The following is a 14,359-nucleotide window of genomic DNA, read 5'->3' as shown; positions in this document are numbered from 1 at the left end:
GCATGAACACCCGATCGCACACACCGCTGAAGCTGGGCCTGGCTCTGCTGCTGGGGGCCTGCGTCGCCAACTCGGCCTCGGCCGAAGGCATGGAGGAGCGCCTGCGCGCCCAGCTGCGCACCACCACCCAGCAATTGCAGGCGTTGCAGAGCGAACAGGCCCAGGCCGCCGCCGCGCGTACTGCGGCGGAAGGCCAACTGACGGCGGCCCAGGCGCAGATCAAGCAGCTCACCGCCGAGCTGGCCAAGGCAAAAAGCCAGGCCGAGCAATTGAGCGGCCAGCAGGACAGCCTGCGCAACGCCGCCCAGGCCCAGGTGGCCGCCAGCAACGAGCAGGTGGGCAAGTTCAAGCAGGCCTACGAGGAGCTGCTGGGGCGTGCCCGTGGCATCGAATCGGCCCGCGCCCAACTGGCCACCGACCTCGCCACCCGCGATGAGCAGGTGCAGCAGTGCACCACCAAGAACCAGCAGATGTACCAGGTGGCCAAGGGCATCCTCGAAGCCTACGAGAAGATCGACGTCAGTGATGTGATGAAGATCCGCCAGCCCTTCGCCGGCAGTGCCCGGGTGAAGTTCGAGGAGCTGGGGCAGGTCTACGGCGACGCGCTCTACAAGAACCAGTTCGACGCCGCCATGGTGCCCGCCACCGGGCAGTGATCCAGGGCGCCGGCAGTGCCGGCGCCAACCGCAGACAAGGAGTAGCGCAATGACCGCAATCGACATGATCCATAGCATCAGCCCCGACCAGCTCACCGAGCGCCTGCAGGCCGCCGGCTACCGCGTCAACCGCAGCGAACAGGGCGGCGTAGTGCAACTGCTCAGCGCCAGCCAGGGCATCGGCTTCGCCGTGCGCTTCGGCAACCCGGCCCAGGAGGCGGGCGCCTACCTCGACTACTGCTTCAGCTGCGCGCTGCGCATCCAGGGCGAGCTGCCCGCGGGCATGGCCGAAGTGTGGAACGCCACCCGCCGCTTCGCCCGCCTGTCGCGCCAGGGCGAGTTCCTGGTGCTGGAGATGGACGCCATCGTCGCCGCCGGGGTCAGCCCACAGCACCTGCAAAGCCAGATGGAGCTGTGGGACCGCCTGCTGCAGGAGTTCATCGCTTACCTGCGCGATTACAGCCAGGCCATGGCCCGCGAGCAGGCCGCCGCCACCCCGGCGCCGGCCGAAACCGCAGACAGCGAGGCGTGAGCCGGATGAACGCCAAGGGCTGGATGGTCGGTTGCGGTGCGCTTGCCGCCGTGGCGCTGGCTGTGGGCCTGGCCCTCGGGCTGCGCCCGGGCAGCGGCCTCGAGGCGGCGGTGCAGGCCGTGCCCGAGGTGCAGCAGGCGAGGGCGGCCAGCCAGGCCGCCCCTGCCGAGCGGGCGGTGGCGCGCCTGGGTGAACTGGCGCTGGGCGAGGGCGAACTGCAGGCAGTGCTGGACGGCCTGCCGGCGGCCAGCCGCGAGCAGCTGCGGGTCGACCGTGGCGCCCTGGAAGGCTGGATACGCGGGCGTCTGGCGGAGAAGGCCCTGCTGCAGCAGGCACAGGCCCAGGGCTGGGAGGAACGTCCGGAAATCCAGCGCATGACCCGCGCCGCCACCGAGCAGATCCTCCTGCGCACCTACCTGGAATCGGTGAGCCAGGTGCCTGCCGACTACCCCAGCGATGCCGAGTTGCAGGCCGCCTATGAAGCCGGCAAGGACAACTGGGTGACGCCGCCGCTGTACCGCGTCAACCAGATCTTCCTCGCCGTCGACCCCGGTGCGGCGGAGGAGCAGGTGCGCAAGCAGGCCATTGAGCTGGCCCGCCGTGCGGCGGCCGCCAACGCCGATTTCGCCGCCCTGGCGCGCCAGTATTCCCAGGATGCCCGCACGGCGGAGCAGGGCGGCGACACCGGCCTGCAACCGCTGCAGCAGTTCGTTCCGGCGATGCGCCAGGTGCTCGCCCGCCAGCGTGTGGGCAGCGTCTCCGAGCCGCTGCGCAGCGACGCGGGCTACCACATCCTCAAGCTCACCGAGCAGCAGCCCGGGCGCAGCGCCAGCCTCGACGAGGTGCGCGACCGCCTGCGCCAGGCCCTGCGCGCCCAGCGCCAGGAGCAGGTGGCACGGGCCTACCTGGACGGCATGGTCAGCTCGGCGACCCTGAGCATCGACGGGGCGAGCCTCAACCAGGCACTGGAGAAGGGCCACTGACACAGCGCCGGGCGGGAGGCCCGGCGCGCCGCAACCTTACGGAGGAGGGCATATGGCATTTCAGGAGAACGAACAGGCAACGACCCATGGCGCGGCCGTCGCCGGTGGGCATACGGCGGACGACGGCTTCTTCGGCCTGGACGTAGAGGCGGCGCACTACTTCGTGGTGGCGGCCCGTTGCGGCTGCTTCATGCAGGCGGCACGCAGCCTCAGCATCAAGCCCACACTGCTGCGCAAGAAGCTCGGGCTGCTGGCCGCCTGGGCCGGGCACCCGCTGTTCCTGCACCAGGGCAACGCACTGGTGCTCAGCCCGGAAGGCCGCCGCCTGCGCACCCAGCTGGTGGCGCGCCTGGCGGTGCTGTCGCCGGGCCTGGCGCATAACGAGGACCAGCCGCTGGTGCGCATCGCCGTGGCCGAGCCGCTGCTGCACGACATCCTCGGCCGCGACCTGCTGGCCTTCCTCCGCCAGCACGCCAACGTGCGCCTGGAGCTGGCGCGCCTGGACGAAGGCGAAGCTCCCGCGCCGGACACCGACCTGCGCGTCTGGCTGGCCCCGCCCGACGACGTCGAGCCCTGGCCGGGCTTCGCCAGCGCCCACCTGGAATGCCTGGCCCACCTGGAATACCTGCCCCACGTCGCCAAGCGCTACTCCCGCGAGACCAGCCGCCCGCGCAGCCTGGTGGAGCTGGAGGACTACATGCTCGTCGACCTGCAGGGCTACGCCGGCATCGAGGCGCTGCAACCCTGGAACCTCGCCATCGCCGACCGCCGCGCCGGGGTCACCCGGGTCAATTCCTATGAAATGCTCCGGCAGATGATCCAGTGGAGCGCCTGCATCGGCCTGCTGCCCCATTACGTTGGCCAGCTGGACAAGAACCTCATGGCCCTGCCAGCGCTGTTCGAACCGCGCATGGACATGCAAGCCTGGCTCGCCGTACGCGCCGGCGAAGAGGACCGCGAAGAAGTCCGCCGCCTCATCGCCCTGGTGCATGCCGCCTTCGATGAGCGTCGGGATTGGTTCTAGCCGGGGGATTGCACCGTTGGGCCTCGCTACGCTCGGCACCAACCTACGAAGCGTCGTTCGACCCGCTGGCACGGTGCCCACGTAGGATGGGTAGAGGCACGAAACCCATCAATTCCCGGGCTCCGGGGCATCCGGCTTGCTCGTGTGCGCCCAATCCCGCTTGCGGATCTGCTTGGCGCGGCGTTCGAGCACGAGATAGACCACGCAGGCGATGGCCAGGGGCAGGAGGAAGTAGATGGCGCGGTAGCCGATCAGCGCCGCGAGGATGGTGCCCTTGGACATCTGGTGCTGCATCAGTGCGATGAACACCGCCTCCAGCACGCCGAGCCCGGCGGGGATGTGGGTGATGACCCCGGCGATGCTGCTGATCAGCAGGATGCCGAGGATGGAGGGGTAGAAGGCCTCCTTGGGCAGCAGCGTCCAGATCAGCAGCGCCATCAGCGACCAGTTGAGCATGCCCAGGCCGACCTGGATCAGGGCCATGCGCAGGCTCGGCAGGGTCAGTTCCTGGTCGCGGAAGCGCCAGTTGCGGCGCTTGGCGAAGCGGCAGGCACCGAGGTAGGCGAGGGCGGCGGCCACCAGGGCGAAGCCGATCAGCTGCAGGCCGGTCTCGCCGATCTTCCAGCCCTCGGGCAGGTCCACCAGGCGCAGGGAGAACACGCAGCCGGCCAGCAGCATGTAGCCCAGCCAGTTGGTGATCAGGCTCAGGCTGAGCACCTTGGTGATGGTCGGCACATCCAGTCCCAGGCGCGAGTAGAGGCGGTAGCGCAGGGCGATGCCGCCCACCCAGGAGCTGAGGTTGAGGTTGAAGGCGTAGCAGACGAAGGTCACCGGAATGGTCTGCCAGGCCGGCAGCTTGTGGGCGGTGTAGTGGCGGCCCACCAGGTCGAAGCAGCAGTAGGTGGCGTAGCTCGCCGCGCAGGCCAGGCCGGCCAGGGCCAATGTGGTGGCGCTGAAGTTGCCGATGGCCTGGCGCACCTCCTGCCAGTCGAGGTTCTTCACCAGCATGAACAGCAGCACCGGCACCAGGCAGAAGAAGAACACCGTCAGGCCGCGCTTGGCCCAGGTCTTCCAGGTGGCCTTTTCGCCGCTCATGAGCTCTTCTCCTGCTCGTAGACCGGCTCTGCGCCGGCCTCTTCCAGGGGTTGCAGCGACTTGATGCGCGGCGAGTGGGCAGGGAACCAGCCGGCGATGGCCGGGAAGTGGCGCAGGAAGTGGAAGCTGAGGAAGATCAGCGGCGCCCGCCACCAGTGGCCCCGGGTGATGCGTTGCAGGGTCACGCGCTTGCAGTGGTTGCCGGCCAGTTGCAGCAGGTGGTCGTGCAGCTGCTGGTTGAAGGCCGGGTCGCGGATGATCAGGTTGGCTTCCAGGTTCAGCGACAGGCTCAGCGGGTCGAGGTTGCTGGAGCCCACGGTGGACCACTCGCGGTCCACCAGCGCCACCTTGCCGTGCAGCGGCCGCTGGCAGTATTCGTGGATCACCACGCCGTCGCGCAGCAGGTAGTTGTAGAGCAGCCGCGAGCACAGGCGCACCAGGGGCATGTCCGGCTGGCCCTGCATGATCAGCGTCACCTGCACGCCACGGCGGGCGGCGTTGCGCAGCTCCCGCAGCAGGCGGTAGCCGGGGAAGAAATAGGCGTTGGCCACCACCAGGCGCTGGCTGGCCGAGCGCAGCGCCCGCAGGTACTGCTCCTCGATGTCGTTGCGGTGGCGTTCGTTGTCGCGCACCGACAGCAGCAGGCGCGCGCTGCCGGCGTGGCGGTTCTCCGGCGAGGCCGGCAGCAGGCTGTGCACCTCGCTGGCGCTGTGGGCCAGCAGTTGGCTGCAGGCGCGGTGCAGGTCGCTGACGATGGGCCCGCGCACGGCCACGGCGTAATCCTGCTTGGCCATGGGGCCGAAGTCGGCCAGGTGTTCGGCGCAGAAGTTGATGCCGCCGACGAAGCCCAGCTCGCCGTCCACCACCACCAGCTTGCGGTGCAGGCGGCGGAACAGGTTGGTGCGCAGGCCCATCACCCGGGGGCGCGGATCGAACATGTGCAGGCCGACGCCGGCCTCGGTCATCTCGCGAATATAGCGCGTGCCGAGGTCGGCGGTGCCGTAGCCGTCTACCGTCAGCTCCACGCGCACACCGCGGCGGGCGGCGGCGATCAGCGTCTCCTTGAGGCGCAGGCCGACCTTGTCTTCGAAGACGATGAAGGTCTCCACCAGCACCTCGCGGCGGGCGTTGTCGATGGCCTCGAACACCGCCGGGAAGAAGTCCTCGCCATTGATCAGCAACTCCACGCGGTTGCCATCGCGCCAGTCAAAGTTCACAGGTGCACCTCCACCAGCAGCGGGGCGTGATCGGAAAGGTGTGACCAGGGCTTGCGCAGCAGCACCTGGGGCGAGTGGCTGGTGGCGTTGCGCACGTAGACGCGGTCCAGGCGCAACAGCGGCCAGCGTGCCGGGAAGCTGCGCGCCGGGGCACCGTAGGCGTTGACGAAGGCCTCGACCATGCCGCGGCTGGCGAGGATGTCGTCGGCGCGTACGCGCCAGTCGTTGAAGTCCCCGGCGACTATCACCGGCGCCAGGGGCGGCAGGCTGTCGAGCAGGCGGCAGAGCAGTTCCAGCTGCTCGCGGCGGTGGGCCTCGCGCAGCCCGAGGTGCACGCAGACGGTGTGCACCTCGCGGTGGCCGGGCACATCCAGCACCGAATGCAGCAGGCCACGCTCCTCGTTGCCGGCGATGGACACGTCCAGGTTCTCGTAGCGCAGGATGGGGAATTTCGACAGCAGCGCGTTGCCGTGGTCGCCCTCCGGGTACACCGCGTTGCGGCCGTAGGCGAAGTCGGTCCACATGCTGTCGGCGAGGAATTCGTACTGCGGCGTCGGCGGCCAGTTCCTGAAGCGCCTGGCGTGGGACTGGTGGGTGCCCAGCACCTCCTGCAGGAACACCAGGTCGGCGCCCAGGGTGCGCACGGCGTCGCGCAGCTCGGGGAGGATGAAGCGCCGGTTCAGCGCGGTGAAGCCCTTGTGGGTGTTCACCGTGATGATGCGCAGCTGATGCACGGCCGGCAGCAGGTCGGTGGCGGGCAGCGGGGCGGTGGTAACGGTATTCACAGGTCGGCTCCTTCCAGGGCCTGGCCAGGTTCGGTCTGCAGGTGCGTGGCCAGCTTGAGGGTCTCCAGCAGGTGGCGCGCGTCGTAGGGCGCGCGCACCTTGATGTCGTTGTCGAAGTAGCAATACACATCGCGGCTGGCGCGTTTTGCGGGGGGCTCGGCGCTGATCAGCCGGGCGTCGTCGGGCTGGCCGCCCTGGCTCCAGGCTTCGATCCGCTTTTTCCAGGCCTTCAGCGCGGCGGGTGAGTAGCCGCTGGCGTAGAGCTGCTTGTCGCCGTGCAGGCGCATGTAGACGAAGTCGCTGGTGAGGTCTTCGGCGTAGGGCCACTTCTTCGCCGTGTCGGCGACCACCAGGGCCACCCCGTGCTTGCGCAGCAGGGCGATGAAGGCCTCGTCGCGGAAGCTGTCGTTGCGGATCTCCACCGCATGGCGCAGGGGCCGGCCCTTGGGGATATCGAGGTAGCCCGCCTGGTGCATGCGCGCATCGCTGTGGCGGGCCAGGGTCCGGGCGGCGTCACTGTCCCTGGGCAGCAGGGCGAGGAAGTCGGCGAACAGCGCGGGGTCGAAGGCGAAGCTGGGCGGGAACTGCCAGAGCAGCGGCCCGAGCTTGTCGCCCAGGTGGAACAGCCCCGAGGCCATGAAGTTGGCCACCGGTTGCTGCACGTCGCGCAGGCGCTTCACATGGGTGATGTAGCGCGGCGCCTTGACGCTGAAGAGGAAGTCCTCGGGAGTGTCGGCGGCCCAGCCGGCGTAGCGCTCGGGCGTCTGCAGGGCATAGAAGGAACCGTTGATCTCGATGCTGTTGACCGCCCGCGAGGCGAAGCGCAGCTCCTTCTTCTGCACCAGGCCCTTGGGGTAGAAGTCGCCGCGCCAGGGGGCGTAGCGCCAGCCGGAAATGCCGATACGGATCTCTGCCATCACCGCGTCCCCGTTAACCAGCCTGGCCCTTGGATGCGGACAGGGTCCGTTCCAGCTGTTCCTCGCCTTTGATGACCTCCTCGCCACCATCGCCCGCCGGCTGCTGCCGCTGCGGGTGCAGCTCCACCTTGATCCAGCCGTTCTCGCGGCGGTCGAAGGCCTTGAAGGCTTCGATGGCATCGCTCATGGGTTTGACCTGGGTGAGGATCTTCGCCGGGTCCACGCGCTTGTTCAGGGTCAGCTCGATGAGCGTGGGGATGTACTTGCGGTGGTGGCAGTTGCCCATGTTGATGGTGAGGTTCTTGTTCATCGCCAGGCCGATGGGGAAGCTGCGCGCCTGCTGCGGGTAGACGCCGATGATCGACAGCGTGCCGGCCTTGGCCAGCCCCTCGACGGCCCACTGCAAAGCCTGGCTCGGCGCATCGCCGGGGTGCCAGTTGTCGCCGTCGGGGTGGGTGCGCGGGGTCAGCTCGGCCATTTCCTGACGCATGCGCCCGGCGCCGTAGTGGTCGTGGCAGGCGTGCTCGGCGTCCACGCCCACGGCGTCGATGGCGCGGTCGACGCCGATGCCGTCGGTGAGGCGACGCAGGGTCTTCACCGGGTCTTCCAGATCGAAGTTGATCACCTCGGCGCCTTGCTGGCGGGCCATGCGCAGGCGGTCGTCGAGGTGGTCGATGGCGAACACCCGGGCGGCCCCCAGCAGCTTGGCGCTGGCGATGGCGAACTGGCCCACCGGGCCGCAACCGAACACCGCCACCGTGTCGCCGGGGGTGATCTCGGCCATCTCCGCACCGAAGTAGCCGGTGGGGAAAATATCCGACAGCAGGATGGCCTGGTCGTCGCTGATTTCGCTGGGCAGCTTGATCAGGCCGATGTTGGCGTAGGGGATGCGCGCCTTCTCCGCCTGCAGGCCCTGGAAGGGGCCGGTGGCCTTGGGCCCGCCGTAGAAGGCGGTGCCGGCCTGCTTGCCGTTGGGGTTGGCCAGGTCGCACTGGGCGTAGTACCCGGAGCGGCAATAGGAGCAGTTGCCGCAGGCGATGGTGGAGGGCACCACCACCCGGTCGCCGATCTGCAGGTTGCGCACGTCGCTGCCCAGGGCTTCGACTATGCCGACGCCCTCGTGGCCGAGGATGGTGCCCTTGACCATACCGCTGACGGTGCCGCGCACGAAGTGCAGGTCGGTGCCGCAGATGGCCGAGGCGGTGAGGCGGATGATGGCGTCCGTGGGGGCCTGGAGGGTGGGCTCGGGGACGTCGTCGAGACGGATGTCACCCACGCCATGGAATACGACTGCCTTCATGCGGGCTCCTGTCGGGTGAGGGCTCAATGGCCGCGGGCCACGCCGCGCAGCACGGTGGCCTGGGCGCGGATGCTGCCGGAGCTGGCGATGTTGCCGAGGGAGACCACGCCCACCAGGCGCTTCTCGCGGTTGAGCACGGGCAGGCGGCGCACCTGCAGGTCGGCCATGTTGGCGGCCACGTGCTGCACGTCTTCGTCTTCGAAGCAGTAGCGGATGTCGCCGCTCATCACCTGGCGCACCGGCGTGTCGGCGCCCAGGCCCTCGGCCACGGCGCGGATGGCGATGTCGCGGTCGGTGACCATGCCCACCAGGCGGTCGTTCTCGTTGACCAGCAGCGCGCCGCTGTCCAGCCGCGCCATGGTCGCGGCGGCCTCGCGGATGCTCTGTTCCGGGCTGGTGGTCTGGACGTTGCGGGTCATGATTTCGCTGATTTTCATGGTTCGCTCCTTTTCAGGGCCCGGGCCGACGCCAGCCGGCAGCCAGCGGGAAGCGCCGGCGAGCGGCACCTGATAGTTCCGACTGGGCGGCTGGGGAGCGGTTCAGGTTTTCTGCCGGTTGGCGCTGGGGGTTTCCAAGCCAGTAGCCCGGGCTTCAGCCCGGGGAAGGGGGGCACAGCCAAGTAGGTCGGGTGAAACCCGGCGGGGTGTGTTACGGCGGCCCTATAGCAATCCCCGGAGAAACTCCGCGAAGCCCTCCGGCGCGCGGGCGTCGAGGCGGGCGCTGGTGTGCACGGCGGGGCTGCTGCTCCAGGAGATGCGCGCGCCGCTGCGTTCGAAGGCGCGCACCAGGTGCAGGTCCTCGTGGGCGGCCAGGGGCGGGAAGCCACCGGCGCGCAGGTAGGCCTCGGCGCTGAAACCGAGGTTGGCGCCGTGCACGTGGCGGTGGTCGTCGTGCTGCTGGTAGTGGGCGTGGTAGCGCGCCTGGGCGTCGAGGTGGATGCCGTCCCACTGGGCGATGCGCACGGTGCCGCAGACCACATCGGCACCCAGGGCCAGCTGCGCGGCCAGCCAGTTGGCGCCGGCGATGCTGTCGGCATCGGTGCAGGCGATCCAGCGCGCGCCCCGGTCCAGCAGCCAGCGCACGCCAGTGGCGCGGGCCTGGCCGACGTTGCGTGCATCGATGGCCAGGGTGGCGATGCCGGCGGCCTCGGCGATGGCGGCGGAGCCGTCGCTGCAGGCGTCCAGCACCGCCAGTACCTGGACGGCTTCACCGCCCAGATCGGGGTGTATGGCGGCCTGCAGCACCGAGTCGATGCAGGCGCCCAGCAACTGTTCCTCGTCATGCACCGGGATGACGACGCCGATCATGCATCGCGCTCCCGCAGTCCTTCGCGCTCGGCCACCGAGGTGGCGTCGTGGCACCAGACCTCCAGCAGCAGGTCGGGCTCCTCGTGGCGCAGCAGGCGCGGCATGCCGAGGCCTTCATGCAGGCGCGCGTGGACCTGGTCGCCGGTCAGCGGGCAGCCTTCGATCACCGGGCGCCAATGGCAGGCGAGCAGGGTGCCGCCACGGTTCAGGGCCCGTAGCACGCATCCGATCAGGCGATCGAGGTCGGCGGCGTCGAGGTAGTAGCACAGCTCGCTGAGGACGATCAGGTCGAAGCGCCCGCTGGGCCATTGCTCCGGCAGGCGCGCCTGCTGCAGGCGCACGTTGGGTTTGTTGGCCAGGCGCTGGCCGGCCAGCTCGATGGCGCGGCCGGAGGTGTCGCAGCACAGCAGGTCATGGCAGCGGTCGGCCAGGCGCAGGCTCAGCTCGCCGTTGCTGCAGCCGGGTTCGAAGACCTTGTCGTAGAAGCCGCGGGGCAGGGCGGCCAGCACCAGGTTGCGCTTGCGCTTCTCGTACCAGCGCTTGCGGAAGGCCCAGGGGTCGCGGCTGTCCTGGTAGAGCTTGTCGAAATAGGTGTCGGCCACGCTCACAGGAAGACCAGCTCGAAAGGTTGCTGCAGGCGTTCCAGGCTGGCGGGGGTGAGTACCGGCTGGCCGCCGTCCGGGTCCGCGTACAGCTGGCTGGCGAAGGCCTGCACGGCATGGCGCTTGCGGGCCAGGGTCCAGATATCCAGCTCCACCTTGCGCGCCCGCTCCCAGGGGATGCGCGGGTCCTCGGGGGCGGCCCAGTGCCAGGCCCAGATGGGCACTTCATGGACCAGCGCGCCGACTTCCATGCCGGCTTCGAGGGTGGCCAGGCCCACCGCCTCGTGATCGGCGTGGCCGTCCTCGCGCCAGGTGGTGAAGACCACGTCCGAGGGTTGCAGGTAGGTGGTGAGGAAGCGCTTGAGCTCGCCCAGGTGGCGCTCGACGCCGGTGTCCGGGAAGCCGCCGCGCAGCCATTTCAGCTCGGCCACGGGGATGCCCAGCCGGTGCAGCGCCTCGGCGCTCTCCTGGGGGCGCACGATGCTGAGGCGGTGCGCCGTCCAGTAGGGCGAGCCGGGGTGACTGGCGCTGCCGTCGGTGACCGAGATCAGCAGCACCTGGCGGCCCAGCTGGAACAGCAACTGCAGCAGGCCGCCACAGCCGAGCACCTCGTCGTCCGGGTGCGGGGCGATGATCACCGCGCGGGCTTCCGGCGGCACCAGGCGCTCGCAATCGATGCTGGGCACCAGGCCCAGGTGGTGCGAGGCGTTCCAGGCCTGCAGCGGCGTTCCGTTGCCGTGGATGAGGTGGGCTCTCATGGCATCCAGCTCCCTTGTGGGGCCAGGGCGGCGAGGCGACCGAGGACGGCGAGATCGCGTTCGGCGTGGCTCTGGCGGAGGTACACCGGCAGGTCGGCGAGCAACCGGGCCAGGTAGGGGTCGAGGCAATAGGGGGCCGCGCCCAGGGCGTGGCCGACATGGAGGAGGGCCGCTTCGGCCGCGCTTTCGCAGAGGGCGCGGAGGCGGCGCACCTGGCCTTCGGCGTCGGCGCGGGGGTGGCGGTCGATCCAGGCGGCGCACTCGCGCAGGGCGCAGGCCGCTCCGTGCAGGTGCGCGTCCAGGGCGCCCAGGTGGGCCAGGGCGTGGGGTTCGTCATGTTCGCGGCCATGCGTCCGCAGCGCCTCGCCCAGGGCCTGGGCGGCGCCGAACCAGCAGGCGGCGATGCCGGCGCCCCCGTGCCAGAAACCAGGGCGCTCCAGGTAGCCCGCGGCGGGGCCGATGCAGTGGGCGCGGGCCTGCTCAAAGTGCACCGCGACGCTGCCGGTGGCGGCCATGCCGACGGCATTCCAGCCGCCTTCGCCGACGCGCACGCCGGGCTGGTCCAGGGCCACGGCCACCAGTTGTTGCTGGCCTTCCTCGTTCCAGCCGGTGAGCAGCGCGTGGCTGAGCACGGCGGCACCCGAGCACCAGGCCTTGGTGCCGTCCAGGCGCACGTCCTGCTGCGAGGTGCGGGCGTTGATGCGCACCCGCGCCTGGGGCGGTTCGGCGGCCCAGACGCCCCAGGTGCTGCCGGCCGGCGGAGCGTCGGCGCCCAGTTCATGGAGGATGGCCAGGGCGTCGGTGTGGCCTTCGTAGAGCTTGCACAGGCCCAGGTCGCGGGCGGCGACCCGGGCCAGGGCCTGCCAGCGTGCGAGGGTGGCGCCCAAGCCGGGCAACGGCAGGCGGTCGAGGCCCTCGGCCACCAGCGCGGCCAGGCGATGACCGAGTTCGAGGGCGTCGGCGCCCGGGCGCGGGTGTTCCGCCAGGCACCCTTCCAGGCGCTCGACAGGAACGGCCGGGGCGCCCTGCATCAGCCGATCTCCCGTTGCAGCTCGAAGAGCAGCAGCGAGCGGTTGGTGAGGGTGAACTCGGTGTCGAACTCGAAGCGCTCCAGGGAGCGTTCGTCGGGGCGGTTGGTGTCCAGCAGCAGGGTCCAGGCGGTTCCCTGGGCGACTTCCGGCAGGCGGAAGTTGACCACGTCATGGTGGGCATTGAGCAACAGCAGCAGGGTGGCGTCGGCACCGCTCTTGCGGATGCCGGTGGGCTGCGCGCGGCCGTCCAGGAGCATGCCCAGGCAGCGGGCGTTGCCGTCCTGCCACTGTTCCTCGGTCATCTCGTTGCCGCAGGGCGACAGCCAGGTGACGTCCTTGACCCCGAGTTCCTCGTTGTACTCGCCCACCAGGAAGCGGCCCCGGCGCAGGATCGGGTAGGCGCGGCGCAGGCTGATCAGCCGGCGGGTGAAGTCCAGCAGGCTGCGGCCTTCGTCGTCGAGTTCCCAGTCCACCCAGCCCAGTTCGTTGTCCTGGCAGTAGACGTTGTTGTTGCCCTGCTGGGTGCGGCTGAACTCGTCGCCGGCCACCAGCATCGGCGTGCCCTGGGAGAGCAGCAGCGTGGCCATCATGTTGCGCATCTGGCGCAGCCGCAGTTCGCGGATGTCGGCGTCGTCGGTGGGGCCTTCGACGCCGTGGTTCCAGGAGTAGTTGTTGTCGCTGCCGTCGCGGTTGCCTTCGTCGTTGGCCTCGTTGTGCTTGTGGTCGTAGCTGACCACGTCACGCAGGGTGAAGCCGTCGTGGGCGGTGACGAAGTTGACCGAGGCGTAGGGCCGCCGGCCGCGCTGGTTGAACAGGTCGCCCGAGGCGGTGAGGCGGCTGGCGAGCCCGGCGATCTGCCCGCCATCGCCGCGCCAGAAGGCCCGCACGGTGTCGCGGAAGCGGTCGTTCCATTCCACCCAACCGGGCGGGAAGCCGCCCACCTGGTAGCCGCCGGGGCCGCAGTCCCAGGGTTCGGCGATGAGCTTGAGCTTGCTCAGTACCGGGTCCTGGCGGCAGGCGACGAGGAAGCCGTGGCGCTCGTCGAAGCCGTGGGGGTGGCGGCCGAGGATGGTGGCGAGGTCGAAGCGGAAGCCGTCCACGTGCATCTCGGTGGCCCAGTAGCGCAGCGAGTCGGTGACCATCTGCAGCACGCAGGGGTGGCTGAGGTCGAGGGTGTTGCCGGTGCCGGAATCGTTGATGTAGTGGCGGCGGTTGTCGGGCATCAGCCGGTAGTAGGTGGCATTGTCGATGCCGCGCATGCACAGGGTCGGGCCCAGCTCGTTGCCCTCGGCGGTGTGGTTGTAGACCACGTCCAGGATCAGCTCCAGGCCGGCGTCGTGCAGGTGCGCGACCATCTCCTTGAACTCATTGATGTGGCCGCTGGCGAGGTAGGCGGCGTGGGGCGCGAAGAACGCCAGGCTGTTGTAGCCCCAGTAGTTGTTCATGCCCTTTTCCAGCAGGTGCTGGTCGTTGACGAAGCCGTGGATCGGCAGCAGCTCGATGCTGGTGATGCCCAGGGAGCGGATGTGCTGCAGCAGCTCGGCGTTCATCAGCCCGGCGCAGGTGCCGCGCAGGTGCTTGGGCACCGCCGGGTGGCGCATGCTGGTGCCACGCAGGTGGGCCTCGTAGATGACCGTGGCGTCCCAGGGCACGCGCACCGACTTGTGCTCGGGCCAGGTGAAGGCCGGGTCGATGACCTTGGACTTGGGCACGAAGGCGGCGCTGTCGCGCTCGTCGAACGACAGGTCGCCGTCCTTGTGGCCGATGGTGTAGCCGAACAGCGACTCCGACCAGCGCAGCCCGCCCATCAGTTGGCGGGCGTAGGGGTCCACCAGCAGCTTGTTGGGGTTGAAGCGGTGGCCGGCGTCGGGCTCGTAGGGGCCGTGCACGCGGTAGCCGTAGATCTGCCCGGGGTGGGCGTCCGGCAGGTAGCCGTGCCAGATCTCATCGGTGTATTCGGGCAGTTCGATGCGCTCCAGTTCCCGTTCGCCCTTGGCGTCGAACAGGCAGAGTTCCACCTTGGTGGCATGGGCGGAAAACAGCGCGAAGTTCACCCCCAGCCCGTCCCAGGTGGCGCCCAGGGGGAAGGGGTGGCCTTCGGTTATCCGTGAGCGTTGCCTGCTCATTGGTGTCTCTCCTCACACGGCTCGGT

General features: G+C 69.6%; 15 protein-coding genes. 4 read left to right on the top strand and 11 right to left on the bottom strand.

All coding sequences use genetic code 11. From position 1 onward, the window contains the following. The first annotated feature begins 2 nt into the window (after nucleotides 1-2). Genes OEJ36_RS13045 through OEJ36_RS13030 form a run of 4 tightly spaced genes read left to right on the top strand, consistent with a single transcriptional unit; the run spans nucleotide 3 to nucleotide 3,195 of the window. Nucleotides 3-656: a DNA repair protein gene (locus OEJ36_RS13045; RefSeq protein ID WP_263401842.1), complete on the top strand. Its 654-nt coding sequence runs from the start codon at nucleotides 3-5 to the stop codon at nucleotides 654-656. Between the two features lie 49 nt (nucleotides 657-705). Next, the gene (locus OEJ36_RS13040) at nucleotides 706-1,188 is read left to right on the top strand and encodes a YbjN domain-containing protein (protein WP_263401841.1); all 483 of its coding nucleotides are present in this window, start codon (nucleotides 706-708) and stop codon (nucleotides 1,186-1,188) included. A 5-nt stretch (nucleotides 1,189-1,193) separates the two neighbouring features. Beyond that, complete coding sequence (locus OEJ36_RS13035) at nucleotides 1,194-2,171, top strand: peptidylprolyl isomerase (protein WP_263401840.1); 978 nt, start codon at nucleotides 1,194-1,196, stop codon at nucleotides 2,169-2,171. A gap of 52 nt (nucleotides 2,172-2,223) precedes the next feature. Then, the gene (locus OEJ36_RS13030; RefSeq protein ID WP_263401839.1) at nucleotides 2,224-3,195 is read left to right on the top strand and encodes a LysR family transcriptional regulator; all 972 of its coding nucleotides are present in this window, start codon (nucleotides 2,224-2,226) and stop codon (nucleotides 3,193-3,195) included. Nucleotides 3,196-3,303: 108 nt separating this feature from the next. Here the strand turns inward: OEJ36_RS13030 and OEJ36_RS13025 are convergent, their stop codons facing one another. The 11 genes from OEJ36_RS13025 to glgX all read right to left on the bottom strand — a co-directional run bounded on the left by OEJ36_RS13025 (nucleotide 3,304) and on the right by glgX (nucleotide 14,333). After that, complete coding sequence (locus tag OEJ36_RS13025; protein WP_263401838.1) at nucleotides 3,304-4,290, bottom strand: lysylphosphatidylglycerol synthase domain-containing protein; 987 nt, start codon at nucleotides 4,288-4,290, stop codon at nucleotides 3,304-3,306. Continuing rightward, nucleotides 4,287-5,507: a cardiolipin synthase ClsB gene (gene clsB, locus OEJ36_RS13020; RefSeq protein ID WP_263401837.1), complete on the bottom strand. Its 1,221-nt coding sequence runs from the start codon at nucleotides 5,505-5,507 to the stop codon at nucleotides 4,287-4,289. Before clsB ends, OEJ36_RS13025 begins: the two co-directional genes overlap by 4 nt. Continuing rightward, nucleotides 5,504-6,292: an endonuclease/exonuclease/phosphatase family protein gene (locus OEJ36_RS13015; protein ID WP_263401836.1), complete on the bottom strand. Its 789-nt coding sequence runs from the start codon at nucleotides 6,290-6,292 to the stop codon at nucleotides 5,504-5,506. Before OEJ36_RS13015 ends, clsB begins: the two co-directional genes overlap by 4 nt. Next, complete coding sequence (locus OEJ36_RS13010) at nucleotides 6,289-7,209, bottom strand: DUF72 domain-containing protein (protein ID WP_263401835.1); 921 nt, start codon at nucleotides 7,207-7,209, stop codon at nucleotides 6,289-6,291. The genes OEJ36_RS13015 and OEJ36_RS13010 overlap by 4 nt, the downstream gene beginning before the upstream one ends. Before the next feature lie 13 nt (nucleotides 7,210-7,222). Continuing rightward, complete coding sequence (locus tag OEJ36_RS13005) at nucleotides 7,223-8,509, bottom strand: zinc-dependent alcohol dehydrogenase (RefSeq protein WP_263401834.1); 1,287 nt, start codon at nucleotides 8,507-8,509, stop codon at nucleotides 7,223-7,225. A gap of 23 nt (nucleotides 8,510-8,532) precedes the next feature. Then, nucleotides 8,533-8,946 (bottom strand): CBS domain-containing protein, encoded by a 414-nt coding sequence (locus OEJ36_RS13000; RefSeq protein ID WP_263401833.1) that lies wholly within the window; start codon nucleotides 8,944-8,946, stop codon nucleotides 8,533-8,535. Between the two features lie 222 nt (nucleotides 8,947-9,168). Next, nucleotides 9,169-9,816, bottom strand: a complete 648-nt coding sequence (locus OEJ36_RS12995) for a glycosyltransferase (protein WP_263401832.1) — start codon at nucleotides 9,814-9,816, stop codon at nucleotides 9,169-9,171. Next, nucleotides 9,813-10,424 carry a class I SAM-dependent DNA methyltransferase gene (locus OEJ36_RS12990; RefSeq protein WP_263401831.1) on the bottom strand — a complete coding sequence of 204 codons (612 nt, stop codon included), beginning with the start codon at nucleotides 10,422-10,424 and terminating at the stop codon, nucleotides 9,813-9,815. Before OEJ36_RS12990 ends, OEJ36_RS12995 begins: the two co-directional genes overlap by 4 nt. Further along, entirely contained in the window at nucleotides 10,421-11,176 is a 756-nt protein-coding gene (locus OEJ36_RS12985; protein ID WP_263401830.1) for a PIG-L deacetylase family protein, read from the bottom strand. Before OEJ36_RS12985 ends, OEJ36_RS12990 begins: the two co-directional genes overlap by 4 nt. Next, nucleotides 11,173-12,207: an acyl-CoA dehydrogenase gene (locus OEJ36_RS12980; RefSeq protein ID WP_263401829.1), complete on the bottom strand. Its 1,035-nt coding sequence runs from the start codon at nucleotides 12,205-12,207 to the stop codon at nucleotides 11,173-11,175. The genes OEJ36_RS12985 and OEJ36_RS12980 overlap by 4 nt, the downstream gene beginning before the upstream one ends. Beyond that, nucleotides 12,207-14,333 carry a glycogen debranching protein GlgX gene (gene glgX, locus OEJ36_RS12975; RefSeq protein WP_263401828.1) on the bottom strand — a complete coding sequence of 709 codons (2,127 nt, stop codon included), beginning with the start codon at nucleotides 14,331-14,333 and terminating at the stop codon, nucleotides 12,207-12,209. Before glgX ends, OEJ36_RS12980 begins: the two co-directional genes overlap by 1 nt. Between the last annotated feature and the right edge of the window lie 26 nt (nucleotides 14,334-14,359).

This window comes from Pseudomonas sp. PDM13 (assembly GCF_025685765.1).
GTDB classification, from domain to species: domain Bacteria; phylum Pseudomonadota; class Gammaproteobacteria; order Pseudomonadales; family Pseudomonadaceae; genus Metapseudomonas; species Metapseudomonas solani.
Note: the sequence above shows the minus strand (reverse complement) of the source record. Positions and strands in the feature narration are given on the sequence as shown.

What these genes read in the sequence shown, in the direction of transcription:
- OEJ36_RS12985 (WP_263401830.1), bottom strand. Translation starts at nt 11,176, where the DNA reads ATGAGAGCCCACCTCATCCACGGCAACGGAACGCCGCTGCAGGCCTGG.
- OEJ36_RS13025 (WP_263401838.1), bottom strand. Translation starts at nt 4,290, where the DNA reads ATGAGCGGCGAAAAGGCCACCTGGAAGACCTGGGCCAAGCGCGGCCTG.
- OEJ36_RS13040 (WP_263401841.1), top strand. Translation starts at nt 706, where the DNA reads ATGACCGCAATCGACATGATCCATAGCATCAGCCCCGACCAGCTCACC.
- OEJ36_RS13045 (WP_263401842.1), top strand. Translation starts at nt 3, where the DNA reads ATGAACACCCGATCGCACACACCGCTGAAGCTGGGCCTGGCTCTGCTG.
- OEJ36_RS13005 (WP_263401834.1), bottom strand. Translation starts at nt 8,509, where the DNA reads ATGAAGGCAGTCGTATTCCATGGCGTGGGTGACATCCGTCTCGACGAC.
- OEJ36_RS13000 (WP_263401833.1), bottom strand. Translation starts at nt 8,946, where the DNA reads ATGAAAATCAGCGAAATCATGACCCGCAACGTCCAGACCACCAGCCCG.
- OEJ36_RS13035 (WP_263401840.1), top strand. Translation starts at nt 1,194, where the DNA reads ATGAACGCCAAGGGCTGGATGGTCGGTTGCGGTGCGCTTGCCGCCGTG.
- OEJ36_RS12995 (WP_263401832.1), bottom strand. Translation starts at nt 9,816, where the DNA reads ATGATCGGCGTCGTCATCCCGGTGCATGACGAGGAACAGTTGCTGGGC.
- glgX (WP_263401828.1), bottom strand. Translation starts at nt 14,333, where the DNA reads ATGAGCAGGCAACGCTCACGGATAACCGAAGGCCACCCCTTCCCCCTG.
- OEJ36_RS12980 (WP_263401829.1), bottom strand. Translation starts at nt 12,207, where the DNA reads ATGCAGGGCGCCCCGGCCGTTCCTGTCGAGCGCCTGGAAGGGTGCCTG.
- OEJ36_RS13010 (WP_263401835.1), bottom strand. Translation starts at nt 7,209, where the DNA reads ATGGCAGAGATCCGTATCGGCATTTCCGGCTGGCGCTACGCCCCCTGG.
- OEJ36_RS13030 (WP_263401839.1), top strand. Translation starts at nt 2,224, where the DNA reads ATGGCATTTCAGGAGAACGAACAGGCAACGACCCATGGCGCGGCCGTC.